The 18,647-nt window shown below is 63.8% G+C and carries 16 protein-coding genes; 6 read left to right on the forward strand and 10 right to left on the reverse strand.

The window, feature by feature from the left end; all coding sequences use genetic code 11:
- Positions 1-10 precede the first annotated feature (10 nt).
- Entirely contained in the window at positions 11-1,843 is a 1,833-nt protein-coding gene (locus QFZ88_RS14525) for an ABC transporter ATP-binding protein (RefSeq protein ID WP_024924405.1), read from the forward strand.
- 242 nt (positions 1,844-2,085) lie between these two features.
- Here the strand turns inward: QFZ88_RS14525 and QFZ88_RS14530 are convergent, their stop codons facing one another.
- On the reverse strand, positions 2,086-2,745 hold the full coding sequence (locus tag QFZ88_RS14530; protein ID WP_024924404.1) for a response regulator: 660 nt from the start codon (positions 2,743-2,745) through the stop codon (positions 2,086-2,088).
- Between the two features lie 120 nt (positions 2,746-2,865).
- Here QFZ88_RS14530 and QFZ88_RS14535 point away from each other — a divergent pair, with 120 nt between their 5' ends.
- The gene (locus QFZ88_RS14535) at positions 2,866-4,638 is read left to right on the forward strand and encodes a hybrid sensor histidine kinase/response regulator (RefSeq protein WP_024924403.1); all 1,773 of its coding nucleotides are present in this window, start codon (positions 2,866-2,868) and stop codon (positions 4,636-4,638) included.
- Positions 4,639-4,817: 179 nt separating this feature from the next.
- Positions 4,818-5,309 (forward strand): GNAT family N-acetyltransferase, encoded by a 492-nt coding sequence (locus tag QFZ88_RS14540; RefSeq protein WP_024924402.1) that lies wholly within the window; start codon positions 4,818-4,820, stop codon positions 5,307-5,309.
- Between the two features lie 100 nt (positions 5,310-5,409).
- Here the strand turns inward: QFZ88_RS14540 and QFZ88_RS14545 are convergent, their stop codons facing one another.
- Together QFZ88_RS14545 and QFZ88_RS14550 are read right to left on the reverse strand one after the other, a co-directional pair.
- Entirely contained in the window at positions 5,410-6,699 is a 1,290-nt protein-coding gene (locus QFZ88_RS14545) for an NCS2 family permease (RefSeq protein WP_024924401.1), read from the reverse strand.
- 471 nt (positions 6,700-7,170) lie between these two features.
- Positions 7,171-7,596 carry a MerR family transcriptional regulator gene (locus QFZ88_RS14550; protein ID WP_024924400.1) on the reverse strand — a complete coding sequence of 142 codons (426 nt, stop codon included), beginning with the start codon at positions 7,594-7,596 and terminating at the stop codon, positions 7,171-7,173.
- 67 nt (positions 7,597-7,663) lie between these two features.
- On the opposite strand from QFZ88_RS14550, the gene QFZ88_RS14555 reads away from it, so the two are divergent.
- Entirely contained in the window at positions 7,664-10,003 is a 2,340-nt protein-coding gene (locus tag QFZ88_RS14555; protein ID WP_024924399.1) for a heavy metal translocating P-type ATPase, read from the forward strand.
- A gap of 60 nt (positions 10,004-10,063) precedes the next feature.
- Here QFZ88_RS14555 and QFZ88_RS14560 read toward each other — a convergent pair whose 3' ends face one another.
- Together QFZ88_RS14560 and gstA are read right to left on the reverse strand one after the other, a co-directional pair.
- Positions 10,064-10,738, reverse strand: coding sequence for a glutathione S-transferase family protein (locus QFZ88_RS14560; protein ID WP_024924398.1), 675 nt, complete (start codon positions 10,736-10,738; stop codon positions 10,064-10,066).
- Between the two features lie 11 nt (positions 10,739-10,749).
- Positions 10,750-11,376 (reverse strand): glutathione transferase GstA, encoded by a 627-nt coding sequence (gene gstA / locus QFZ88_RS14565; protein WP_024924397.1) that lies wholly within the window; start codon positions 11,374-11,376, stop codon positions 10,750-10,752.
- Between the two features lie 145 nt (positions 11,377-11,521).
- Here gstA and QFZ88_RS14570 point away from each other — a divergent pair, with 145 nt between their 5' ends.
- Complete coding sequence (locus tag QFZ88_RS14570) at positions 11,522-12,436, forward strand: LysR family transcriptional regulator (RefSeq protein ID WP_024924396.1); 915 nt, start codon at positions 11,522-11,524, stop codon at positions 12,434-12,436.
- Here the strand turns inward: QFZ88_RS14570 and QFZ88_RS14575 are convergent.
- Entirely contained in the window at positions 12,433-13,788 is a 1,356-nt protein-coding gene (locus QFZ88_RS14575) for a glutamine synthetase family protein (protein WP_024924395.1), read from the reverse strand. The two genes, QFZ88_RS14570 and QFZ88_RS14575, sit on opposite strands and share 4 nt — an antisense overlap.
- Before the next feature lie 158 nt (positions 13,789-13,946).
- Between QFZ88_RS14575 and rpe the strand changes: the two genes are divergently transcribed.
- Positions 13,947-14,624 carry a ribulose-phosphate 3-epimerase gene (gene rpe / locus QFZ88_RS14580; RefSeq protein WP_024924394.1) on the forward strand — a complete coding sequence of 226 codons (678 nt, stop codon included), beginning with the start codon at positions 13,947-13,949 and terminating at the stop codon, positions 14,622-14,624.
- Positions 14,625-14,653: 29 nt separating this feature from the next.
- Here rpe and nagA read toward each other — a convergent pair whose 3' ends face one another.
- Genes nagA through QFZ88_RS14600 form a run of 4 tightly spaced genes read right to left on the reverse strand, consistent with a single transcriptional unit; the run spans position 14,654 to position 18,502 of the window.
- The gene (gene nagA, locus QFZ88_RS14585) at positions 14,654-15,811 is read right to left on the reverse strand and encodes an N-acetylglucosamine-6-phosphate deacetylase (protein WP_024924393.1); all 1,158 of its coding nucleotides are present in this window, start codon (positions 15,809-15,811) and stop codon (positions 14,654-14,656) included.
- Entirely contained in the window at positions 15,808-16,839 is a 1,032-nt protein-coding gene (locus QFZ88_RS14590; RefSeq protein ID WP_024924392.1) for an SIS domain-containing protein, read from the reverse strand. Before QFZ88_RS14590 ends, nagA begins: the two co-directional genes overlap by 4 nt.
- Positions 16,836-17,624: a GntR family transcriptional regulator gene (locus QFZ88_RS14595; protein ID WP_024924391.1), complete on the reverse strand. Its 789-nt coding sequence runs from the start codon at positions 17,622-17,624 to the stop codon at positions 16,836-16,838. Before QFZ88_RS14595 ends, QFZ88_RS14590 begins: the two co-directional genes overlap by 4 nt.
- Complete coding sequence (locus QFZ88_RS14600; RefSeq protein ID WP_024924390.1) at positions 17,621-18,502, reverse strand: N-acetylglucosamine kinase; 882 nt, start codon at positions 18,500-18,502, stop codon at positions 17,621-17,623. The genes QFZ88_RS14595 and QFZ88_RS14600 overlap by 4 nt, the downstream gene beginning before the upstream one ends.
- Positions 18,503-18,647: the final 145 nt, after the last annotated feature.

Raw genomic sequence — 18,647 nt, forward strand, 5'->3', positions numbered from 1 at the left:
AGGAGCAAAGATGAGCGCTGAGACATCCAGGCCCGGCCAGGCAATCGACCCGGTTCTGTCGGTCCAGAACCTCACGACATCGTTTCTGGTCGAAGGCAAATGGAAACAGGTGGTGCGCGACATTTCCTTCGACGTCGCACCGGGCGAAACAGTCGCCATCGTCGGTGAATCCGGCTCTGGCAAGAGCGTGACTTCGTTGTCGATCATGCGCCTGCTGCCGCAGGACACCAGCCGCGTCGAGGGTAAGGTCATCCTCAACGGCCGGGACCTGATCGCTTTGCCCGAAGACAAGATGCGCCAGGTCAGGGGCAACGACGTCTCGATGATCTTCCAGGAGCCGATGACGAGCCTGAACCCGCTCTTCACCATCGGTGACCAGATCTCCGAGGCGCTTCTGTGCCACAACGACATGTCCTTTGCCGATGCCCGGGCCGAGACCATCAGGCTTCTGGAAAAGGTGCGCATTCCGTCCGCCGCCTCGCGCTTTGACGAGTATCCGCACCGCTTCTCGGGCGGCATGCGCCAACGCGTCATGATCGCCATGGCGCTCGCCTCGCGCCCGAAGCTGCTCATCGCCGACGAGCCGACGACAGCGCTCGACGTCACCATCCAGGGACAGATCCTCGACCTGATCAAGATGCTGCAAGAGGAGCAGGGCACCTCGGTGCTCTTCATTACCCACGACATGGGCGTGGTGGCCGAGATCGCCGACCGCACCGTCGTCATGTTCCGCGGCGACCAGGTGGAAACCGGCGCCACCGCCGACATCTTCCACCGCGGCAAGCACCATTACACCCGCGCACTGCTTTCCGCCGTGCCGGTGCTCGGCTCGATGAAGCAGCATGACCACCCTCTGCGCTTCCCCGTCGTCGACACTTCGACCGGTGAGGCTGTCCAGCCCGCCGAAACGCCCGACACGGTCATGCGCGACAAGCCGGTGCTGGAAGTGAGGAACCTGGTCAAGCGGTTCGACATCCCGACCGGCTGGCTCGGCCGCATCGGCGGGCGCGTCTACGCTGTCGAGAACGTTTCTTTCGACCTCTTTGCCGGCGAAACGCTGTCGCTGGTCGGCGAATCCGGCTGCGGCAAGTCCACGACCGGCAGGGCCATCATGCGCCTGATCGAGCCGACGTCGGGCGCGGTCACCATCGACGGCAAGGACATCCTTGCCATGAACAGGCACGAGATGCGCCAGATGCGCAAATCCGTGCAGATGATCTTCCAGGACCCGTTCGCTTCGCTCAATCCGCGCATGACGGTCGGCCAGGCGATTGCCGAACCCTATCTAGAGCACAAGATGGGCACTGCGAAGCAGGCCCGTGAGGTCGTCGCCGACCTGCTCGCCAAGGTTGGCCTCACGCCTGATATGGCAAGCCGGTACCCCCACGAATTCTCGGGCGGCCAACGGCAGCGCATTTGCATTGCCCGCGCGCTCGCGCTCGAACCCAAGGTCATCGTCGCCGACGAAAGCGTCTCGGCGCTCGACGTTTCGGTCAAGGCACAGGTCATCAACCTGATGCTCGACCTGCAGCAGAGCCTGAACCTCGCCTTCCTGTTCATCAGCCACGATATGGCCGTCGTCGAGCGCGTCAGTCATCGCGTGGCGGTGATGTATCTCGGCGAAATCGTCGAGATCGGTCCCCGCGCGGCGGTCTTCAATAATCCTCAGCACGACTACACCAAGCGCCTGATGGCTGCGGTCCCGGTTCCCGATCCCGACCGTCGCCACGAAAAGCGCCCGACCGCCACAGAAGAGCTGAAAAGCCCGATCCGCGCGCCGGACTACAATGCCCCGCAGCGCCAGTTCCGCGAGGTTTCGAGCGGGCATCTGGTGGCGGTTTAGCCGACCGCGCGCGGGCGAAGATATTGATCAGCGGCAGGTTGAGCAGCAGCAGGAGGTTGCCGACGAACGGCGAGCCGATGGGCCGCCGACAATCTCAGCCCGTTCCGATCACGAGAAGCATGCCGCCTTTGTGAACGCGCGTGGCTGCCCGGAATAATCGCCATGGGTTTTCCTTTGGATTGAACCTGAAAAACACGCGATCCTCCCGCCTCGTTCAGGTCCGCAGATGCGGGCCTTCGCTTTCAACCTGCGGGCAACCCCAATCTGACCGCATAGGCGGTTAGTTCAGCGGTGGTATGAAGATCGAGCTTCCGCATCAGGTTTTCGCGATGCTTGCGCGCGGTTGCCGGGCTGATGCCGAGCCGCTCGGCGGTCTCGCGCGCCGTCAGGCCTTGCGCCACCAGAAGCAGCGTCTGTCGTTCGCGCGGCGTCAGCGGCACCGGCGAAACGATTTCCGGCGCGACCGGCGGTTTGTTCCGATCGGCCGGGTCGGCAATGGCGAAGCGGACGGTTCGTGCCACATAGGTCTTGCCATGCCGCAGTGTTTCGATCGCGGCGCCCAGTTCTTCGGGGTCTCCGTCCTTGGTAAGATAGGCGTTGGCGCCGGCCTCCAGCGCCGCGCGCACCGTACGCGGTTCGGTATTGGCGGTCAGAACGACAATCTTCAGGCGTGGCGCGATGTCCCTGATCTCGGCGATGAATGGAACACCGGAGACGCCCGGCATGCCGAGATCGAGTACCAGAAGATCGGCCCTGGTCTCTTGCACGAGTTTGAGCAGCGACTGGCCGTCGGCGGCTTCGGCGATCACCGAAACGTCGTCCATGGCGGTGATGAGCAGTTTGAGCCCTTCGCGCACGATGGCATGGTCGTCGGCAAGAATGGTGGTCAGCTGGCGGATCATGCAACCTCAACACAATACCCCTCTAGCTATTCTACTGATCGCTAATTTATGGAAAACATCAGCAGAGGGATCGGGACCGTCCGGAAGAAGCAGGCACCCGGCAGGATATCGGAGGTCGCGGTGCAAGACGACAAAATCCAGGAAGCGCTGGTCGAGCATCTCTACCGTAACGCCTATGGTATCGTCATCTCCAACGTCACGATCTCGCTCGGCGTCATCTATGTGCTCCACGGCTCCATTCCAGCAAGCTGGCTCGCACCGTGGGCTATTGCGGTCTATGCGCTGACCGCAGCCCGTGTCCTTGCGGCGCGGCGTTTCTGGAAACGGCCTAGAACACCAGGTTCCTTGCGCAGATGGGCCTGGTTGGCGGCCGTCTTTTCGTGGGTGTCGGGGTTGCTCTGGGGCATGCTGACCTGGATCGGCTTCGTGCCCGACCAGCCGCATCTGTTTGCCTTTATCGTCGCGATCCTCGCGGGCCTTGTCAGTGGGACCATTCCGTCCCTGTCTGCCTTTCCACCGGCGCTCGTCGGCTCGATCCTGGCGACGACGATACCGGTTGCTGCGCGTTTCACGACCATGCCGGGGGTGGTCGGCGATGCCTATCTGTTCCTGCTCGTCTGCCTCATCGTCATCAACATCTACTATGGCCTCATCGCCTATCGCACGTTGCATGAATCGATCAGGCTGCGCCTGGAAAATGTCGGGCTGATCGGCCACTTGCAGGAAGAGCGCGATCGCGCCAAGGCCGCCGATCACGCCAAGACGCGGTTCCTGGCGGCCGCATCTCACGATTTGCGGCAACCGATCCACGCCCTTGGTTTGTTGGTGTCTACCCTTTCCGTGCTCGGCCAGCGCGGCGACGTGCCGGGAGAGCAAGCGCGCAGCCTGGCGGGATCGGCAAAATCCATCGTTGGCAATCTCAGCGGCCTGCTCAACGCACTTCTCGATATTTCGCGGCTGGATGCCGGTGTCGTCACCGTTGCGCGTGAAACCGTCGATCTCGGCGAGCTCTTCCGCAATCTTCGCGAGGAGTTTGCCGACGAAGCAACGGCAAGGGGCCTGCGTTGGCGCGTCGCGCAGACCACCGTTCTTGTCGACACCGACCCGATGATGCTGAAGCGCATTCTCGACAATCTGTTGTCGAATGCGTTCCGCTACACCAGACGCGGCGGCGTCTTGCTCGGCTGTCGCCGGCGCGGAGAGTTGGTTGAAATCCAGGTTTGGGATACCGGTTCGGGCATTCCCGAAGATCAACGGGAGGCTGTGTTCGAGGAATTCGTGCAACTGCAGAACCCGGCAAGGGATCGCACCCAGGGTTTGGGCCTGGGCCTTGCCATCGTTCGCCGCACGGCGGAATTGCTTGGCCACCCGCTGAAACTTGCCTCCGTCACCGGGCGCGGGTCGATGTTTTCAGTCGCCATGCCCGCCGTTCGTATGCGCCTGCTGCCCTCACCGGTCGAAAGCATGCCGCGCGAACATTCGGCGGCGAGCATCATGATTGTCGATGACGAGCGCGATGTTCTGGATGCGATGGTTCGCTTGCTCGAGCTCGAGGGCTACCGCGTCTATGCCGGACAATCCGCGATTGATGCGCAGATGGCCCATGCCGCCGCCGCCCGGATGGACGCTGCTCCGGTCGACCTCATCGTCGCGGATTATCGCTTGAAGGACGATACCACTGGCGTCGAGGCGATCCATGCGTTGAACGCCTATCTCGGCCGGTCCGTACCGGGAATCATCGTCACCGGCGACACCTCGCCGTCGCGCATCAAGGAAGCCACCGCCAGCGGTTTCCGCATCTTGCACAAGCCGGTCAGCGGCGAAGAACTGCGCGACGCGATCGCGGCGGTTCGTTCCAATAACCTACTGGCTGGCACCGATGGGCTGCGCTGATCTGGCCAAGAGCAGGAAGCCTGAAGCACATCGGCGTGGGGCCAACTAAACGGTCGCTCGCGAAGCTCTTCTTGCGCCTTGGTCCCGCCGCGGTTCGTGCGTAGGCGCATGCCGGTTCGCGACGCGAACGCGGCGGCCCGACAGGGCTGCCAAGCATACCCTGCAGGAATGGAAAGACCATGAGTGAAGATACCCTCGCGGCTGATGCCGAAGTTACGCTTCGGCGCGTCACCGTCCACACGGTCGGCGACGTCTGCGATCTCAGCGAAACGCTGAGCGAGGCGCAGCGCAACAAGGTTGCCGACAATGGCATTTCGATCGCCGAAGCGCATTTTTCGGAAAACGCCTGGTTTCGCGCCATCTATGCCGACGACACGCTGGTCGGTTTCATCATGCTGCACATCGGCGCCGACCACGACGACGGCATCGACTGTCCGGGCGTGTTCCTGTGGCGGCTGATGGTTGGCGGACCGTTTCAGGGCAAGGGTTTCGGCCAGAAGGCCATCGCGCTGGTCGTGCGAGACCTGAAGGCGCGCGGTATCGGCGAGCTCTACACCAGCTATGGTGTCGGTGAGGCTAGCCCGGAAGGTTTCTACAAGCGGCTGGGCTTCAAGGAGACCGGCGACATGTATGACGACGAGGTCGAAGCCGTCTTGGTTTTTGGTGGCTGAACGCATGCCCGAGGGGCCGAACGGACCTCCAGTCTCAGGGTAGAAAAACAACAGCCGCGGATCCGGACAAGCCAGATCCGCGGCTGCTCGTCGCCTGAGATTAGCCGACGAAGGCGAAGCGGATGACGAACAGGATCGCCACCAGCCAGGTCGCCAGATGCACTTCGCGGATGCGGCCGGTCAGTGTCTTCAGAACGGCGTAGCTGATGAAGCCGAAAGCGAGACCGTTGGCGATGGAATAGGTGAACGGCATCATCAGCGCCGTCAGCGCGGCCGGTGCTGCCTCGGTGATCTCGGCCCAGTCGACCTCGATCAGCTCGCGCATCATCAGACACGCGACATAGAGCAGTGCCGGCGCGGTCGCATAGACCGGCACGGAACCGGCGAGCGGCGAGATGAACAGGGCTGCGAGGAACAGCAGGCCGATCACCAGGGCGGTGAGGCCGCTGCGGCCGCCAGCCTGCACGCCGGACGCGCTTTCGACATAAGCGGTGGTCGAGGACGTGCCGAGCAGCGAGCCGGCGACGATCGCGGTGCTATCGGCCAAAAGCGCGCGGCCGAGCCGGTTCGGCTTGCTCTCTTCGATCAGCCGGGCCCGCTTGGCGACGCCGATCAGCGTGCCTGTAGCATCGAACACCTCGACCAGGACGAACACCAGAATGACATGGACCAGGCCGCTGTGCAGTGCGCCGACGATGTCGAGTTGCAGAAAGGTCGGTGCGATCGAGGGCGGCATCGAGAAGATGCCCTGGAAATGGCTCACGCCGAGCAACATCGACAGGACGGTGATGACCAGGATGCCGATCAGGATGGCGCCCGGTACCTTGAGCCCATCGAGCGAGGCGATGATGAAGAAGCCGAGGATGGCCAGCAGCGGCCCGGTCGTGTTGAGATGGCCGAGCTGGACGAAGGTGGCGTCGCTGGCGATGACGATGCCGGAGCTCTTCAGCGCGATGATAGCCAGAAACAAGCCGATGCCGGCGGCGATCGCACTGCGCATGGAATGCGGGATGCCGGCGATCAGCCAGCTGCGGATACCGGTCACGGTCAGGAGCAGGAAGATCAAGCCAGAGATGAACACCGCGCCAAGTGCCTGCTGCCAGGTGAAACCCATGGCGCCGACGACACCGAAGGCGAAGAAGGCGTTGAGGCCCATGCCAGGCGCCATGCCGATCGGCCATTTTGCCACCGTCGCCATGATCAGCGAACCGAGCGCCGCAGCCAGACAGGTGGCGACGAACACCGAACTCCTGTCCATGCCCGTCGAAGACAGGATCTCCGGATTGACGAAGATGATGTAAGACATCGTCAGGAAGGTGGTGATGCCGGCGATCACCTCGATGCGCACCGACGTTCCCAGTTCCTTCAGTTCAAAATACTTCTCGAGCATAGCTTTTCCTCCGCTGCCCGTTTCCTCCTCATCGGCTGCTCCCGGCCCCCTGCCGCGCACAACCAATGCCGCCCCGTGATGTCACGAACCGCGGTCTTGACCCTGGCTGAACCCTGTCGTCAACAAACACCAGTCTACCGGTGCTTGATGCCGATTTCCCGCAATGGAGAAATCGACAAACAGACATGAGGCACGCTCGCTGCCCAAGTTATCTGGAAGTACTTCCGGTTGTTTCCCCGGCGCAAGAGCTCACTCGGCCACCTTTGTCGCAAACACTTTCGCTATTTTCCTGAATATGGCGGGCGGGCGACATGGCTTGTTTGAGGTTGCCTACCGAGCTTCCAGCCGTCGGGCAAAATCTTTCGATGACGAACGCGCGAGTATTGCCTGTTGAAACAGCGGCGCATCGGTCTGTCAAACTCCGATCGCGGCTCAGCCGGCGGCCGTCGCTTGGCGGAACAACAGTCGGTCCTAGTGTTCTGGGTGCATGCATTTGCCGTGGTCGGCAAGCACCTCGATCACCCGGCATTCGGCGAGCCGTCCGTGCCGGCAGCCCTCCACCATCACTTCCAACTCGGACTTCAACGCCGTCAGGCTGGCGATGCGCTGCTCCACTTCAATCAGCCGGGCCTTGGCGATGGCGTCGGCGCTGGCGCAAGGCTGGTTCGGATCGTCTTGCAAGATAAGCAGCGTGCGGATCGCCGCGACGTCGAAGCCGAGCTCGCGGGCATGGCGTATGAAGGCCAGTCGGCGCAGGCCCTTGGCGTCATAGAAGCGCCGGTTGCCCTCGGTGCGCGGTGGCTCCGGCAGCAGTCCGATCTGCTCATAGTAGCGGATAGTAGGCACCTTCACGCCGCTCTGCGCCGCCACTTCGCCGATGGTCAGATCCGACTTCATTTTTCCTCTTGCTCCTCTAGTCGCTAGAGGATGTAGCGTCTGCCTGAACATAGTCAAGGGAATGATCATGGCACAGGCATCACAGCAGATGCGCTATCGCGTGGACGGCATGGATTGCGCCTCCTGCGCGGCAAAAATCGATACCGCCGTGCGGCGGCTGAAAGGCGTCGAGGACGTTTCCGTTTCGGTGACCGCTGGCACGATGACGGTGAAACACGATGGCAGCGGGGCGCTGGCCCCGGCTATCGAAAAGCGCGTCACCGGCCTCGGTTACAAGCTGGCGCTAGTGCCGGCATCCAGTCCGGCGCCGGTGGCTGCCGACAAGGATGATGCATGCGGCTGCGGTCACGATCATCACACGCATGGTGAAGGTGATCACGATCACGCGGGACACGACCATGATCATGCGGGTCATAATCACGCAGGCCACGATCATTCCGGCCATACCCACGGTGCTCGCAAGACGACTGCACCTGTTGCGGCGGCCAGCGTCGATGTCGAAGGCTTGCACGGCCATGATCATGGCCCGAGCACTGGTCCGTGGTGGAAGTCCGGCAAGGGCAAGCTGACAATTGCAGCGGGTGCCGCGCTGGTCGTCGCCTACGGCATCGGCAAGCTGGTGCCCGGTTACGAAACCTGGATCTTCACCGTCGCCATGCTGGTCGGCCTGCTGCCCATCGCGCGCCGCGCCTTCATGGCGGCTCGTGTCGGCACGCCCTTTTCCATCGAGATGCTGATGACCATCGCCGCGATCGGCGCTGTTATCATCGGCGCCACGGAAGAGGCGGCGGCCGTCGTCTTCCTGTTCCTGATCGGCGAATTGCTGGAAGGCGTTGCCGCCGGCAAGGCGCGCGCCTCGATCCAGTCGCTCACCAAGCTGGTGCCGAAGACGGCGCTGCTCGAGCGCGACGGCAAGGTGGCCGAAGTGCCGGCCGAAACCCTGGCGGTCGGCTCCATCATCATGGTGCGTCCCGGTGACCGCATCCCCGCCGATGGCATCGTCCTTTCGGGCGAAAGCGCGGTCGACGAGGCGCCGGTCACCGGCGAAAGCGTACCGGTGCGCAAGGGGCCGGATTCCACCGTCTGTGCCGGCACGGTCAACAGCGACGCGGTGCTGCGCGTGCGGGTGACGGCTGCTGCCGCCGACAACACCATTGCCCGCGTCGTGCGGTTGGTCGAGGAAGCGCAGGAGAAGAAAGCACCGACCGAGCGGTTCATCGACCGCTTCTCGAAATACTACACGCCTGGCGTTGTGGTCTTCGCCGCGCTCGTCGCCATCATCCCGCCGCTGGCGATGGGCGGCGCCTGGGATGAGTGGATCTACAAGGGTCTCGCCATCCTGCTGATCGGCTGCCCCTGCGCATTGGTCATCTCAACGCCAGCCGCCATCGCCGCCTCGTTGTCGTCCGGAGCACGGCGCGGCCTGCTCATGAAGGGCGGCGCGGTGCTGGAAAATCTCGGCAAGATGACTGCAGTCGCCTTCGACAAGACCGGCACGCTGACCGAAGGCAAGCCCAAGGTGACCGATATCGACGGTTTCGGCCTGCCTGCCGGCGAGGTGCTGCGGTTGGCCGCGGCGCTGGAGACCGGTTCCAGCCATCCGCTCGCCAAGGCCATATTGGGGCGGGCCGAGGCCGACGGCATCGTGGTCCCTGAGGCCACGGGCTCCAAGGCTATCGGCGGCAAGGGCGTATCGGGTACGGTTGATGGAACCGAGATCTTCCTCGGCTCTCCGCAGGCAGTCGGCGAACGCGTGCCGCTGAATGCCGAACAGTCGGCCCGCATCACCGCCCTGAACGACGAAGGCAAGACCGTCTCGCTGTTGCTCGCCGGCGGCAAGCTGGCCGGCGCATTGGCGATGCGTGACGAACCGCGCCCGGACGCCAGGGTCGGCCTGCAAGCGCTCGCCGATCGCGGCATCAAGACGGTGATGCTGACCGGCGACAATGCCCGCACCGCCGCTGCCATCGGCAAGCAACTCGGCATCGAGGTGCGCGCCGAACTGTTGCCTGAGGACAAGCAGCGCATCGTCGGCGAACTGAAAAGCCAGGGCTTCGCGGTTGCCAAGGTTGGCGACGGCATCAACGATGCCCCGGCGTTGGCCGCCGCCGATGTCGGCATCGCAATGGGCGGTGGTACCGATGTTGCGCTGGAGACGGCGGACGCCGCCGTGCTGCACGGACGTGTCGGCGACATCGCGGCGATGATCGCGCTTTCCAAACGCACCATGTCCAACATCGGCCAGAACATCACCATCGCGCTGGGGCTCAAGGCCGTGTTCCTGGTCACCACGGTGATCGGCATCACCGGCCTGTGGCCGGCGATCCTTGCCGATACCGGTGCAACCGTTCTGGTGACGATGAACGCTCTGCGCCTGCTCGGTGCTGCCAAGCCGGGTGCGGCCTGATTGATGGAAACGAAGGCGCCGCAACTTGCGTGGCGCCTTCGACGTATGCGTCTGGCGTTCTCAGGCAGCCTTGAGAAGATAGGCATCGTGCCGTTGGAGAAATGCGCGCAACCGGTCAGGGTAGTCAGTTCCGACCGCCATGCGTACGCTCGGCCTTTCCGCGAGCGCCGTCCGCCAGGCGCGGACCCGTGGCGCGTTCTTAAAGACCCGGGTCTCGGCGATCGTGTCGAACAGGTCGAAATAGCGGAAGACCGGCGCGAAAACCGCATCGACCAGGCTGAAGTTCGCGCCGGCAAAATAAGGTCCTTCGCCGAGCACGCTTTCGATGCGCTCGAACTTCTGCGCGATCGCCACGCGTTTCTGCTCATAGACCGCCGGGGCCGCCGTCGTCTCCAGCCCCCAGATGTCGGACAGGATGTTCGAGCCGAATTCCATCCAGGCGCGGTGCTCGGCACGCGTCAGCGGATCGACCGGGTGCAGCCGGAGCCTGCCCTGCGTCTCCTCGATATATTCGCAGATCACCGAGCTTTCGAAGAGCACGGTTTGCGAGCCATCGGGTTGCCGCACGATCAGCAGTGGTACCTTGCCGAGCGGCGATATAGCCGCGAACCATTCCGGCTTGTCGGCGAGATCGATCATGATCTTCTCGAACCCGATGCCTTTCTCGGAAAGCGCGATCGCCGCCCGCTGCACATAGGGGCACAGATGGTGGCTGACGAGAGTTAGGGTCTGCATGACGATGCTCCTCAGGCCGCAACCTTCATGCCTTCGGCCCGCATCGCCTCGCGCACTGCAGGCCGTGCGCCGACGCGGTCCATGAAGGCGCGCAGATGCGGGAAGGCGGAAAGGTCGACCTTGGCGAAGGCCGACCAGCCGACGATAGTGAAGAGATAGGCGTCGGCGGCACTGAAATATTCGCCCATCAGGAACGGCCCGGATTTCGCCAGATGGGTTTCGACGAAGACCAGCCGTTCGGCGATTTTCTTGCGGGCGACATCCTGCGCCTGCATGCCGTATTCGGGATGAAACAGCCACGGGCTGTACATCTTGTGCAGTTCGGTGGCGATGAAGTTCAGCCAGGACTGCTGCCGGTAGCGCTCCGCCGTGCCGGCGGCCGGCACGAGACCGGATTCCGGCTTCAGGTCGGCGAGATACTGCACTATGGCAGCGCCCTCGGTCAGCACCGAGCCGTTGTCCAGTTCGAGCGCGGGCACATAGCCGTTCGGGTTGACGGCGGTGTAGTCTGCTCCGGTCTCGGTCGGATGGGGAGTTCTGGCGAGATTGACCTTTTCAAAGTCGAGGGCAATGCCGGCTTCCAGTGCAACGATGTGCGGCGAGAGCGAGCAGGTGCCGGTGGCGTAGTAGAGTTTCATGGCAAATCCTTTCGGGATTGGCGCCGTCAACAGCGACGGCACCTTCCGCCATGAAGAATAAGGTTGGCGTTCACGCATTGCTCATTGGCATTTTGCTTATTGCACTTGCATGACTGCAAGCAGGATAGGTGCTATCTCTCTCGGCATGGATGACTGGAACGAATTGCGGCTGGTCCTGGCGGTTCAACGCGAAGGAAGCCTGACGGGTGCCGCGAAAGCCCTGAACGTCGATCATTCGACGGCTTTTCGCCGGCTCAATGCGTTGGAAAAGCGCGTTGGCGTGCATCTGTTCGAGCGTTTGCCGGGCGGCCTCTATCAGGCCACCGTCACCGGCGAACGTATGGCCGCCACCGCCGAGCGCATCGAGGACGAGACGCTGGCGCTCGACCGCGACATTGCCGGTTCCGACCATCGTCTTTCAGGGCGTTTGCGTGTCACTTCTTCGGAGACACTGGCGTACAGCCGATTGCCCAGCCATCTGGCTGCGTTCCGCCGCACGAACCCCGGCATCGTGGTCGAACTCCTCATCGACAATCGCGTGCTCAGCCTGTCACGACGCGAGGCTGACATCGCGCTGCGACCCGTTCGTCCCAAGGAAGGCGACCTGTGGGGGCGCAAGCTCTGTGCTGCAGCCTGGACCTTCTTCGCGACGCCTGCCTATCTGGAGGCACTTGATGGCTCGGTTGGGGATATCGGTGACAGGAAAGATCTGATCGGTTGGGAAGAAGGTGCGGCCGGCATCCAGGCAGCGGACTGGTTAAGCCGCACCGCGCCGGACAGCGCCTTCGTCTACCGAACCAACAGCCTGGTCAACCAATCGGTTGCAGCAAAGGCGGGTATCGGCCTCGCGCTCTTGCCTTGTTACCTTGGCGACAGCGATCCTGGCCTTGTGCGGGTGCGGCCGGAACCCTTGGCCGATCTTGAAGGGGAGTTCTGGATCGTCACCCATGCCGATTTGAAACGGACGGCACGGGTGCGAGCCTTCTTCGAACAGGTCGGCGAGGGGCTGGCCCGCGAGCGCGACCTGTTCGAAGGGCGCATGCCGAGCGCGGGTGTCTAGACAATCTCCAGATAGGCGCTGAACTCGTAGTCGGTCACCTGTTCGGCGAAACCGGCTATCTCCTGGCGCTTGCAGGCGACCAGCATTTGCCTGAGCACCGGCGCGAAGATTTCGGCCGCGATCGCACCGCTCTCGAAGGCGTCCACCGCCTGACCCCATTCGGCCGGGATCTTGCGTTGTTTCTTCGCGGAGTAGGCCCTGCCTGTCTGCGGTGCCGTCGGCTTCCAGCCGTTACGGATGCCGACCAGCGCCGCGCCCAGGATCGCGGTGAGCACGAGATAGGGATTGGAGTCGGCGCCGGCGACGCGGTGCTCGATGCGCCGTGCCTTCGGGTTGCCGCCGGGAATACGGATTGCCGCCGTGCGGTTCTCATAACCCCAGGAGATCGAGGTGGGCGCATGCGTGTCGGGCCGCAGGCGGCGATAGGAGTTGTAGTGCGGTGCAAACAGCAGCGTTGTTTCGGCCATGCCGCGCAGCAGGCCGGCGACCGCGCTCTTCAGCATCGGCGAGCCTTCGGCGGTGCCGTCGTCGAAGACATTCTCGCCCTTCTCGTTGAGCAGGCTGAAATGCACATGCATGCCGTTGCCAGACCGTGTGCCGTATGGCTTGGCCATGAAGGTCGCCGCCAGCCCGTGCTTGCGCGCCACACCCTTGACGATGCGCTTGAAGAAGACGCTGTCGTCCGCCGCCTTCAGCGGGTCGTCGGTATGCAGGAGATTGATTTCGAACTGGCCGATGCCGTTTTCGGCGATCGCCGCGTCGGCCGGCACATTCTGGCGCGCGCACTCCTTGTAGACGTCGGAGAAGAACTCGCCGAAATCGTCCAGCTCGTCGATCGACAGGATCGCGTCGGAATCGAGCCGCTTGCCCGTATAGGGCGAGATCGGCGGCATCGCGCTGTCAGGCTCGGGGTCGATCAGGTAAAATTCCATTTCGGTCGCCACGACGGGGCGCAGCCCCAATTCGCGATATTGCGCGACAACCGCCGCCAGCGCCTGGCGCGGATCGGCGAGAAAGGGGCGTCCGTCCTCCAGCGACAGCCACAGTGGGATCAGCGCACTGGGCCGCGACGTCCAGCTGACTGGCAGCGGGCCGCGTCCCGTTGCCTCGCAGATGCCGTCGCCGTCGCCGGTGGCGAAAACCTGCGTGCTGCCGATGATGTCCTCGCCCCACACGTCGACCCCGACGATGGAGAGCGGCATGCGTATGCCACCACCGAGAACCTTGGAAGCCTGCTCGACCGGGATGCGCTTGCCGCGCATGATGCCGTTCAGGTCGCAAACCACTGCCTGAACGCTTTCGATCGGACCGTTTTGTTCAATCCATGTCTTCAACTGTTCTGATTCGCTCAATTTGAGCACCCATGCCTTTCTTTGTTGGGAACCGCATCGCCCGGGAAGCTGGCATTGCGTCCGACGCCGGTCAAGCCGGACAGGTTGGGACAGCGATTCCTGTCGACAAGCGCCCAGCATGCGGTTAGGCGGAGACAAACAGAGCAACGGGAGCGGTCATGACCCGAAAAACCCTCATTGCGCCTTCGGTGCTGGCGTCGGATTTCTCCAAGCTTGGCGACGAGGTCGAGGCGATTGTCGCGGCAGGCGCCGACTGGATCCATCTCGATGTGATGGACGGGCATTTTGTGCCCAACATCACGTTCGGCGCGCCGGTCATCAAGGCGATCCGCAGCCGCACCAAGGCCTATTTCGACTGCCATCTGATGATCGCGCCGGCCGATCCCTATCTGGCGGCCTTTGCCGAAGCCGGCTGCGACGGCATCACCGTGCATGCCGAAGCCGGGCCGCATCTCGACCGCTCCCTGCAGACGATCCGAAATCTCGGCAAGAAGGCCGGCGTTTCGCTAAACCCCGGCACGCCGGAAAGTGTCATCGAATATGTGCTGGACCGGCTCGACCTCGTGTTGCTGATGACGGTCAACCCGGGTTTCGGCGGTCAGGCCTTTATCCCAGCCGTCGTCGAGAAGGTCAGGCGGGTCAAGGCGCTGATCGGCGATCGGCCGATCCATATCGAGATCGACGGCGGTGTCAGCCCGGAAACGGCGCCCCTGGTGACGGCTGCTGGCGCCAATGTGTTGGTCGCGGGCGCCGCCGTGTTCAAAGGCGGTACGGTCGATGCCTACCGCGCCAACATCGAGGCGATCAGGACGGCTGCCGACAAAGCGGCGGGCTAAGCTACCTCATCCCGGCGGCGACGGCGTAACTAACCGAACACCCTGTTGCCGCCGATCCAGACACCCTTCATGCCGAGATCGTCGGTAAGTGCGACGATGTCGGCCGCCGTGCCCTTGGCGAGTCGGCCGAGTCGGTGCGACTGTCCGACAGCCTCGGCCGCGTAGAGCGAGGCCATGCGCAGCGCTTCCGCCAGCTCGATGCCGACGACCTTGTGCATGAAGCGCACTGCCGAGATCATGTCGAGGTCGGCGCCGGCCAGTGTGCCGTCGGCCAGGCGCAGACTGCCATCCTTGCGGTAGATGGTGCGGCCGTTCAGCGTGAACGAGGTCATGTCGGTGCCGATCGTTGCCATAGCGTCGGTGACCAGGAAGATGCGCGCCGGACCCTGCTTGGCCTTCAGCGCGATCTCGATTGTCGCGGGGTGCACATGGATGCCGTCGGCGATCAGACCGGCGAAGACCTTGCCGCTGTCGACGGCGGCACCGGCCAGCCCCGGCTCGCGATTGCCGATCTGGCTCATGGCGTTGAACAGATGCGTGGCCATGGAAGCGCCGGCGTCGGCATAGGCGGTCGCTGTCGCATAGTCGGTGTCGGAATGGCCAAGGCTGACGACGATGCCGGCCTTGGCCAATGCCTCCACCTGCGCGGCCGTGACCGATTCCGGAGCGATCGTCGTTTGCAATACCGGCAGCTTCGCCCGGGCTGCGATCAGCGCCGCCTGGTCGGCGTCGTTCATCGGGCGGATCAGCTTCGGGTCGTGTGCACCCTTGCGCGCCAGCGACAGATGCGGCCCTTCCAGATGCAGGCCGAGGAAGCCAGGCAATTTACGTCTGGCTGCTTCCGCGCCGGCAGTGACCGCCGCAGCGGTGATCTCGGGCGTGTCGGTGATCAGCGTTGGTAAAAGCGCGGTGGTGCCGAAAGGCACGTGGGCCTGGCAGATCGTCTCTATGGAAGCGAAGTCCGGATGGTCGTTCAGCATGACGCCGCCGCCGCCGTTCACCTGAAGGTCGACGAAGCCCGGCGCCAGCAAGCCGCCGCCGAGATCGATAGTTTCGGCATTCGCCGGAACGGCATCGCGGCCGACGATCGCCTCCACCAGGCCGCCGGAGACGACCAGCGCGGCATCGTCATGCCAGTCGGCACCGTCGAAGATGCGGGCGCCGGTGAGTGCGAGAGTCTTGCTCATACCGTCTCCGTCACCTTGCGCAGGTTCGGCGGGGTGTCGGGATCGAGGCCGCGGTGGCGGGCGAAGGCCTCGACGAAGGCGTAGAAGGATACGATCAGCGTCAGCGGGTCGGTCAGCGGGTGCCCGGTCGCGGCATGCGGCAGCATGATGGCGTTCTTGGCCAGCTTCGACGTGATGAAGGCCGAGGCGCCCTTGTTGGCCAGCGTGTCCACCGCGGCGGCAAGCGAGGGTTCCGACGCGTCGCGAGCGGCCAGCGCCAGCACCGGGAATGTCGGGCCGACCAGCGCCATCGGCCCATGCATCACCTCGGCGCCGCTGTAGGCTTCGGCGTGCACGGCGCAGGTCTCCTTGAACTTCAGTGCCGCCTCCGAGGCGATCGCGAAAGACGGACCGCGACCGAGGATGAAGAACGAATTGTGCCCATCCAGCGCCGCAGTCAGCGGCGACCAATCGCAGGCGACCGCCTCACGGAACCGTTCCGGCAATTGCTTCAGCGCCGCGATCAGCGCTTCGTCGCTGGTGGCGTGCGCCATCAGCGCGAGGCCGGCCACTGCGGAATTGACGAAGGTCTTGGTGGCCGCGACGCTGAGTTCCGGCCCGGCCAGAATGTCGATCGCATAGTCGGCGGCCCGCGCCAGCGGCGAATCGGCGGTGTTGGTCAGCGCGATCGTCAGTGCACCGCGTGCCTTGGCGCTTTCGGCCATGGCGACAATGTCGGGACTTTTGCCCGACTGCGAGATCGCCAGGCAGGCGGAGCCGTTCAGCCTGAGCTTCGCACCATAGATCGAGGCGACCGACGGGCCGACCGAGGCGACTGCGAGGCCGGCGGTCAGCTCGACCGCGTATTTCATGAAGGTGGCGGCGTGGTCGGACGAGCCGCGCGCCACGGTGACGATGAAATTCGGGTCGCGCTCGCGGATGCCGCGCCCGGCCTCGCTCAGTACCTTGCCGGACTTGTCGAGCAAGCGAGCGGTAGCGTCCGGAATCTCCTCGACCTCGCGGCGCATATGGGTTTTTGTTGTTGTCATGGCCGTACTCCAGTGTCGTCGTTGGTTACGCCAAGCCTGAGCTCGGCGACAAAGTCATAGGCATCGCCGCGATAGACCGACCGGGTGAATTCGATCACCTTGCCACTGGCGAGATAGGATATGCGCTCGATGCGCAACGAGGCGGAGCCGGTCGGCGCTTCGAGCAGTCGCGCGTCGGCCTCGTTGAGATTGACGGCGGAAATTCGTTGCACGGCGCGCACCGGCCGGCTGCCCCGTTCCTCCAGCGCCGCATAGAGCGAGGAGCCGACCGCGGTCGGATCGGGCAAGGCGCTGGCCGAAAGCGAGGCGCGCTCGATCGCCAGCGGCGTATCGTTGGCAATGCGCAGGCGTGCCACCCGCGCTACCATCTCGCTGGCGGCCAGTCCCAGCACCATCATCTCTTCGGGCGAGGGCGCATAGAGCCCGCGATCGAGCCAGGTCGAGCGCACCGCCTTGCCGCGACGCGCCATGTCCTCGGTGAAGGAGGTGAGCCGCGACAGCGACTGCTCGACGCGCTCCATGCGGGGCGCCACGAAGGTGCCGGAACCATGACGTTGGACGAGAATGCCGCCCTTGACCAGATCCTGCACTGCCTTGCGCACGGTAACGCGAGAGATATCGGCCATGGAGGCGATGTCGCGCTCCGAAGGCAGTGCGTCGCCCGGGCCGATCGCGCCACGATTGACGGCATCCTCGATGCTGCGGCGAAGCTGCAGGTAAAGTGGCGCACCGCTTTGCGAAGCCTGTTTCAGCGAAGCAAAGATGGCGTCGCCGGCGTCGCTCATCGCGCAGCCTCGACCGGGGCGGCGAACATGCGCACCGCCATGCGCACCGCGCCGCCCAGCGCATCGTCGAGCGGCGTCTTCAACAAGGCGCGATGGCGCTCGGAAAGGCGCGGCGCATAGAGCGGAGCAAGGCCACCGAGCAGGCAGAGAGGATCGCCAGCTTCCAGACCGAGTACGCCGAGCGAGGCCTCCACGTCGGCGACCGCTTTGTCGACGATCCAGGTGGCGACGGCGTCTCCCTTGGCCGCATAGTCGAACACCTTCGGAGCGAAGCCGCCAAAGTCGCCGGGCTTGGCGTTGGTGGTGAACTCGACCACGTCTTGCGGGTTGTTGCGGAACACGCCCATCATTTCGGCGGTCAGCGGCGATGGCTCGCGGACGCCGTCATAGGCGAGCAGGGTCTGTTCGAGCAGGTCGCGCCCGATGCGTGCGCCGCTACCCTGGTCCCCCACTTGAAAACCCCAGCCACCGATCGGTCGCGACTTGCCGTTCTTGCGCACCATATAGGCGGTGCCGGTGCCGAGGATCGCCATGGCGCCGTCGCCGGAACCGACCGCGCCTTCCAGCGCGATCTCGGCATCCGTCTCCACGCTGGAACGGCTGAAGGGCAGGATCGCCTCGAGTTGCTGCTTGTAGGTGCCGACATTGGCGCCGGCCAATCCGAGCACGGCTGGTGTCTGCGGGATCAAATCGGGGTCTTCGCCGGCCGCGAGAAACGCTTGCCTGGCGGCTTCGACGATGTTGGTGCGGGCGCCGGTTAGATCACTACGGATGTTCGCGGCACCGGCCTTGGCGCGACCCAGGATCGCGCCGTCCGCCGTTGCCAGCGCCGCCCTGCAGCTGGTGCCGCCGCCATCGATGCCGAGCACGAAAGTCACGCTGAAATCTCCTCTCGGTTGATAATACCAATAAAATACCAATAGCCAAGAACAAATTTGTGGTTCGATTCAAAAAGCGGTAACTGTATGAAAAATAGGATGATTTAGTTTGGTCAGAAAGGAAATTGCTGCGAAATTGCTAATG

The organism is Mesorhizobium sp. YL-MeA3-2017, from assembly GCF_030814575.1.
Classification (GTDB): domain Bacteria; phylum Pseudomonadota; class Alphaproteobacteria; order Rhizobiales; family Rhizobiaceae; genus Mesorhizobium; species Mesorhizobium terrae.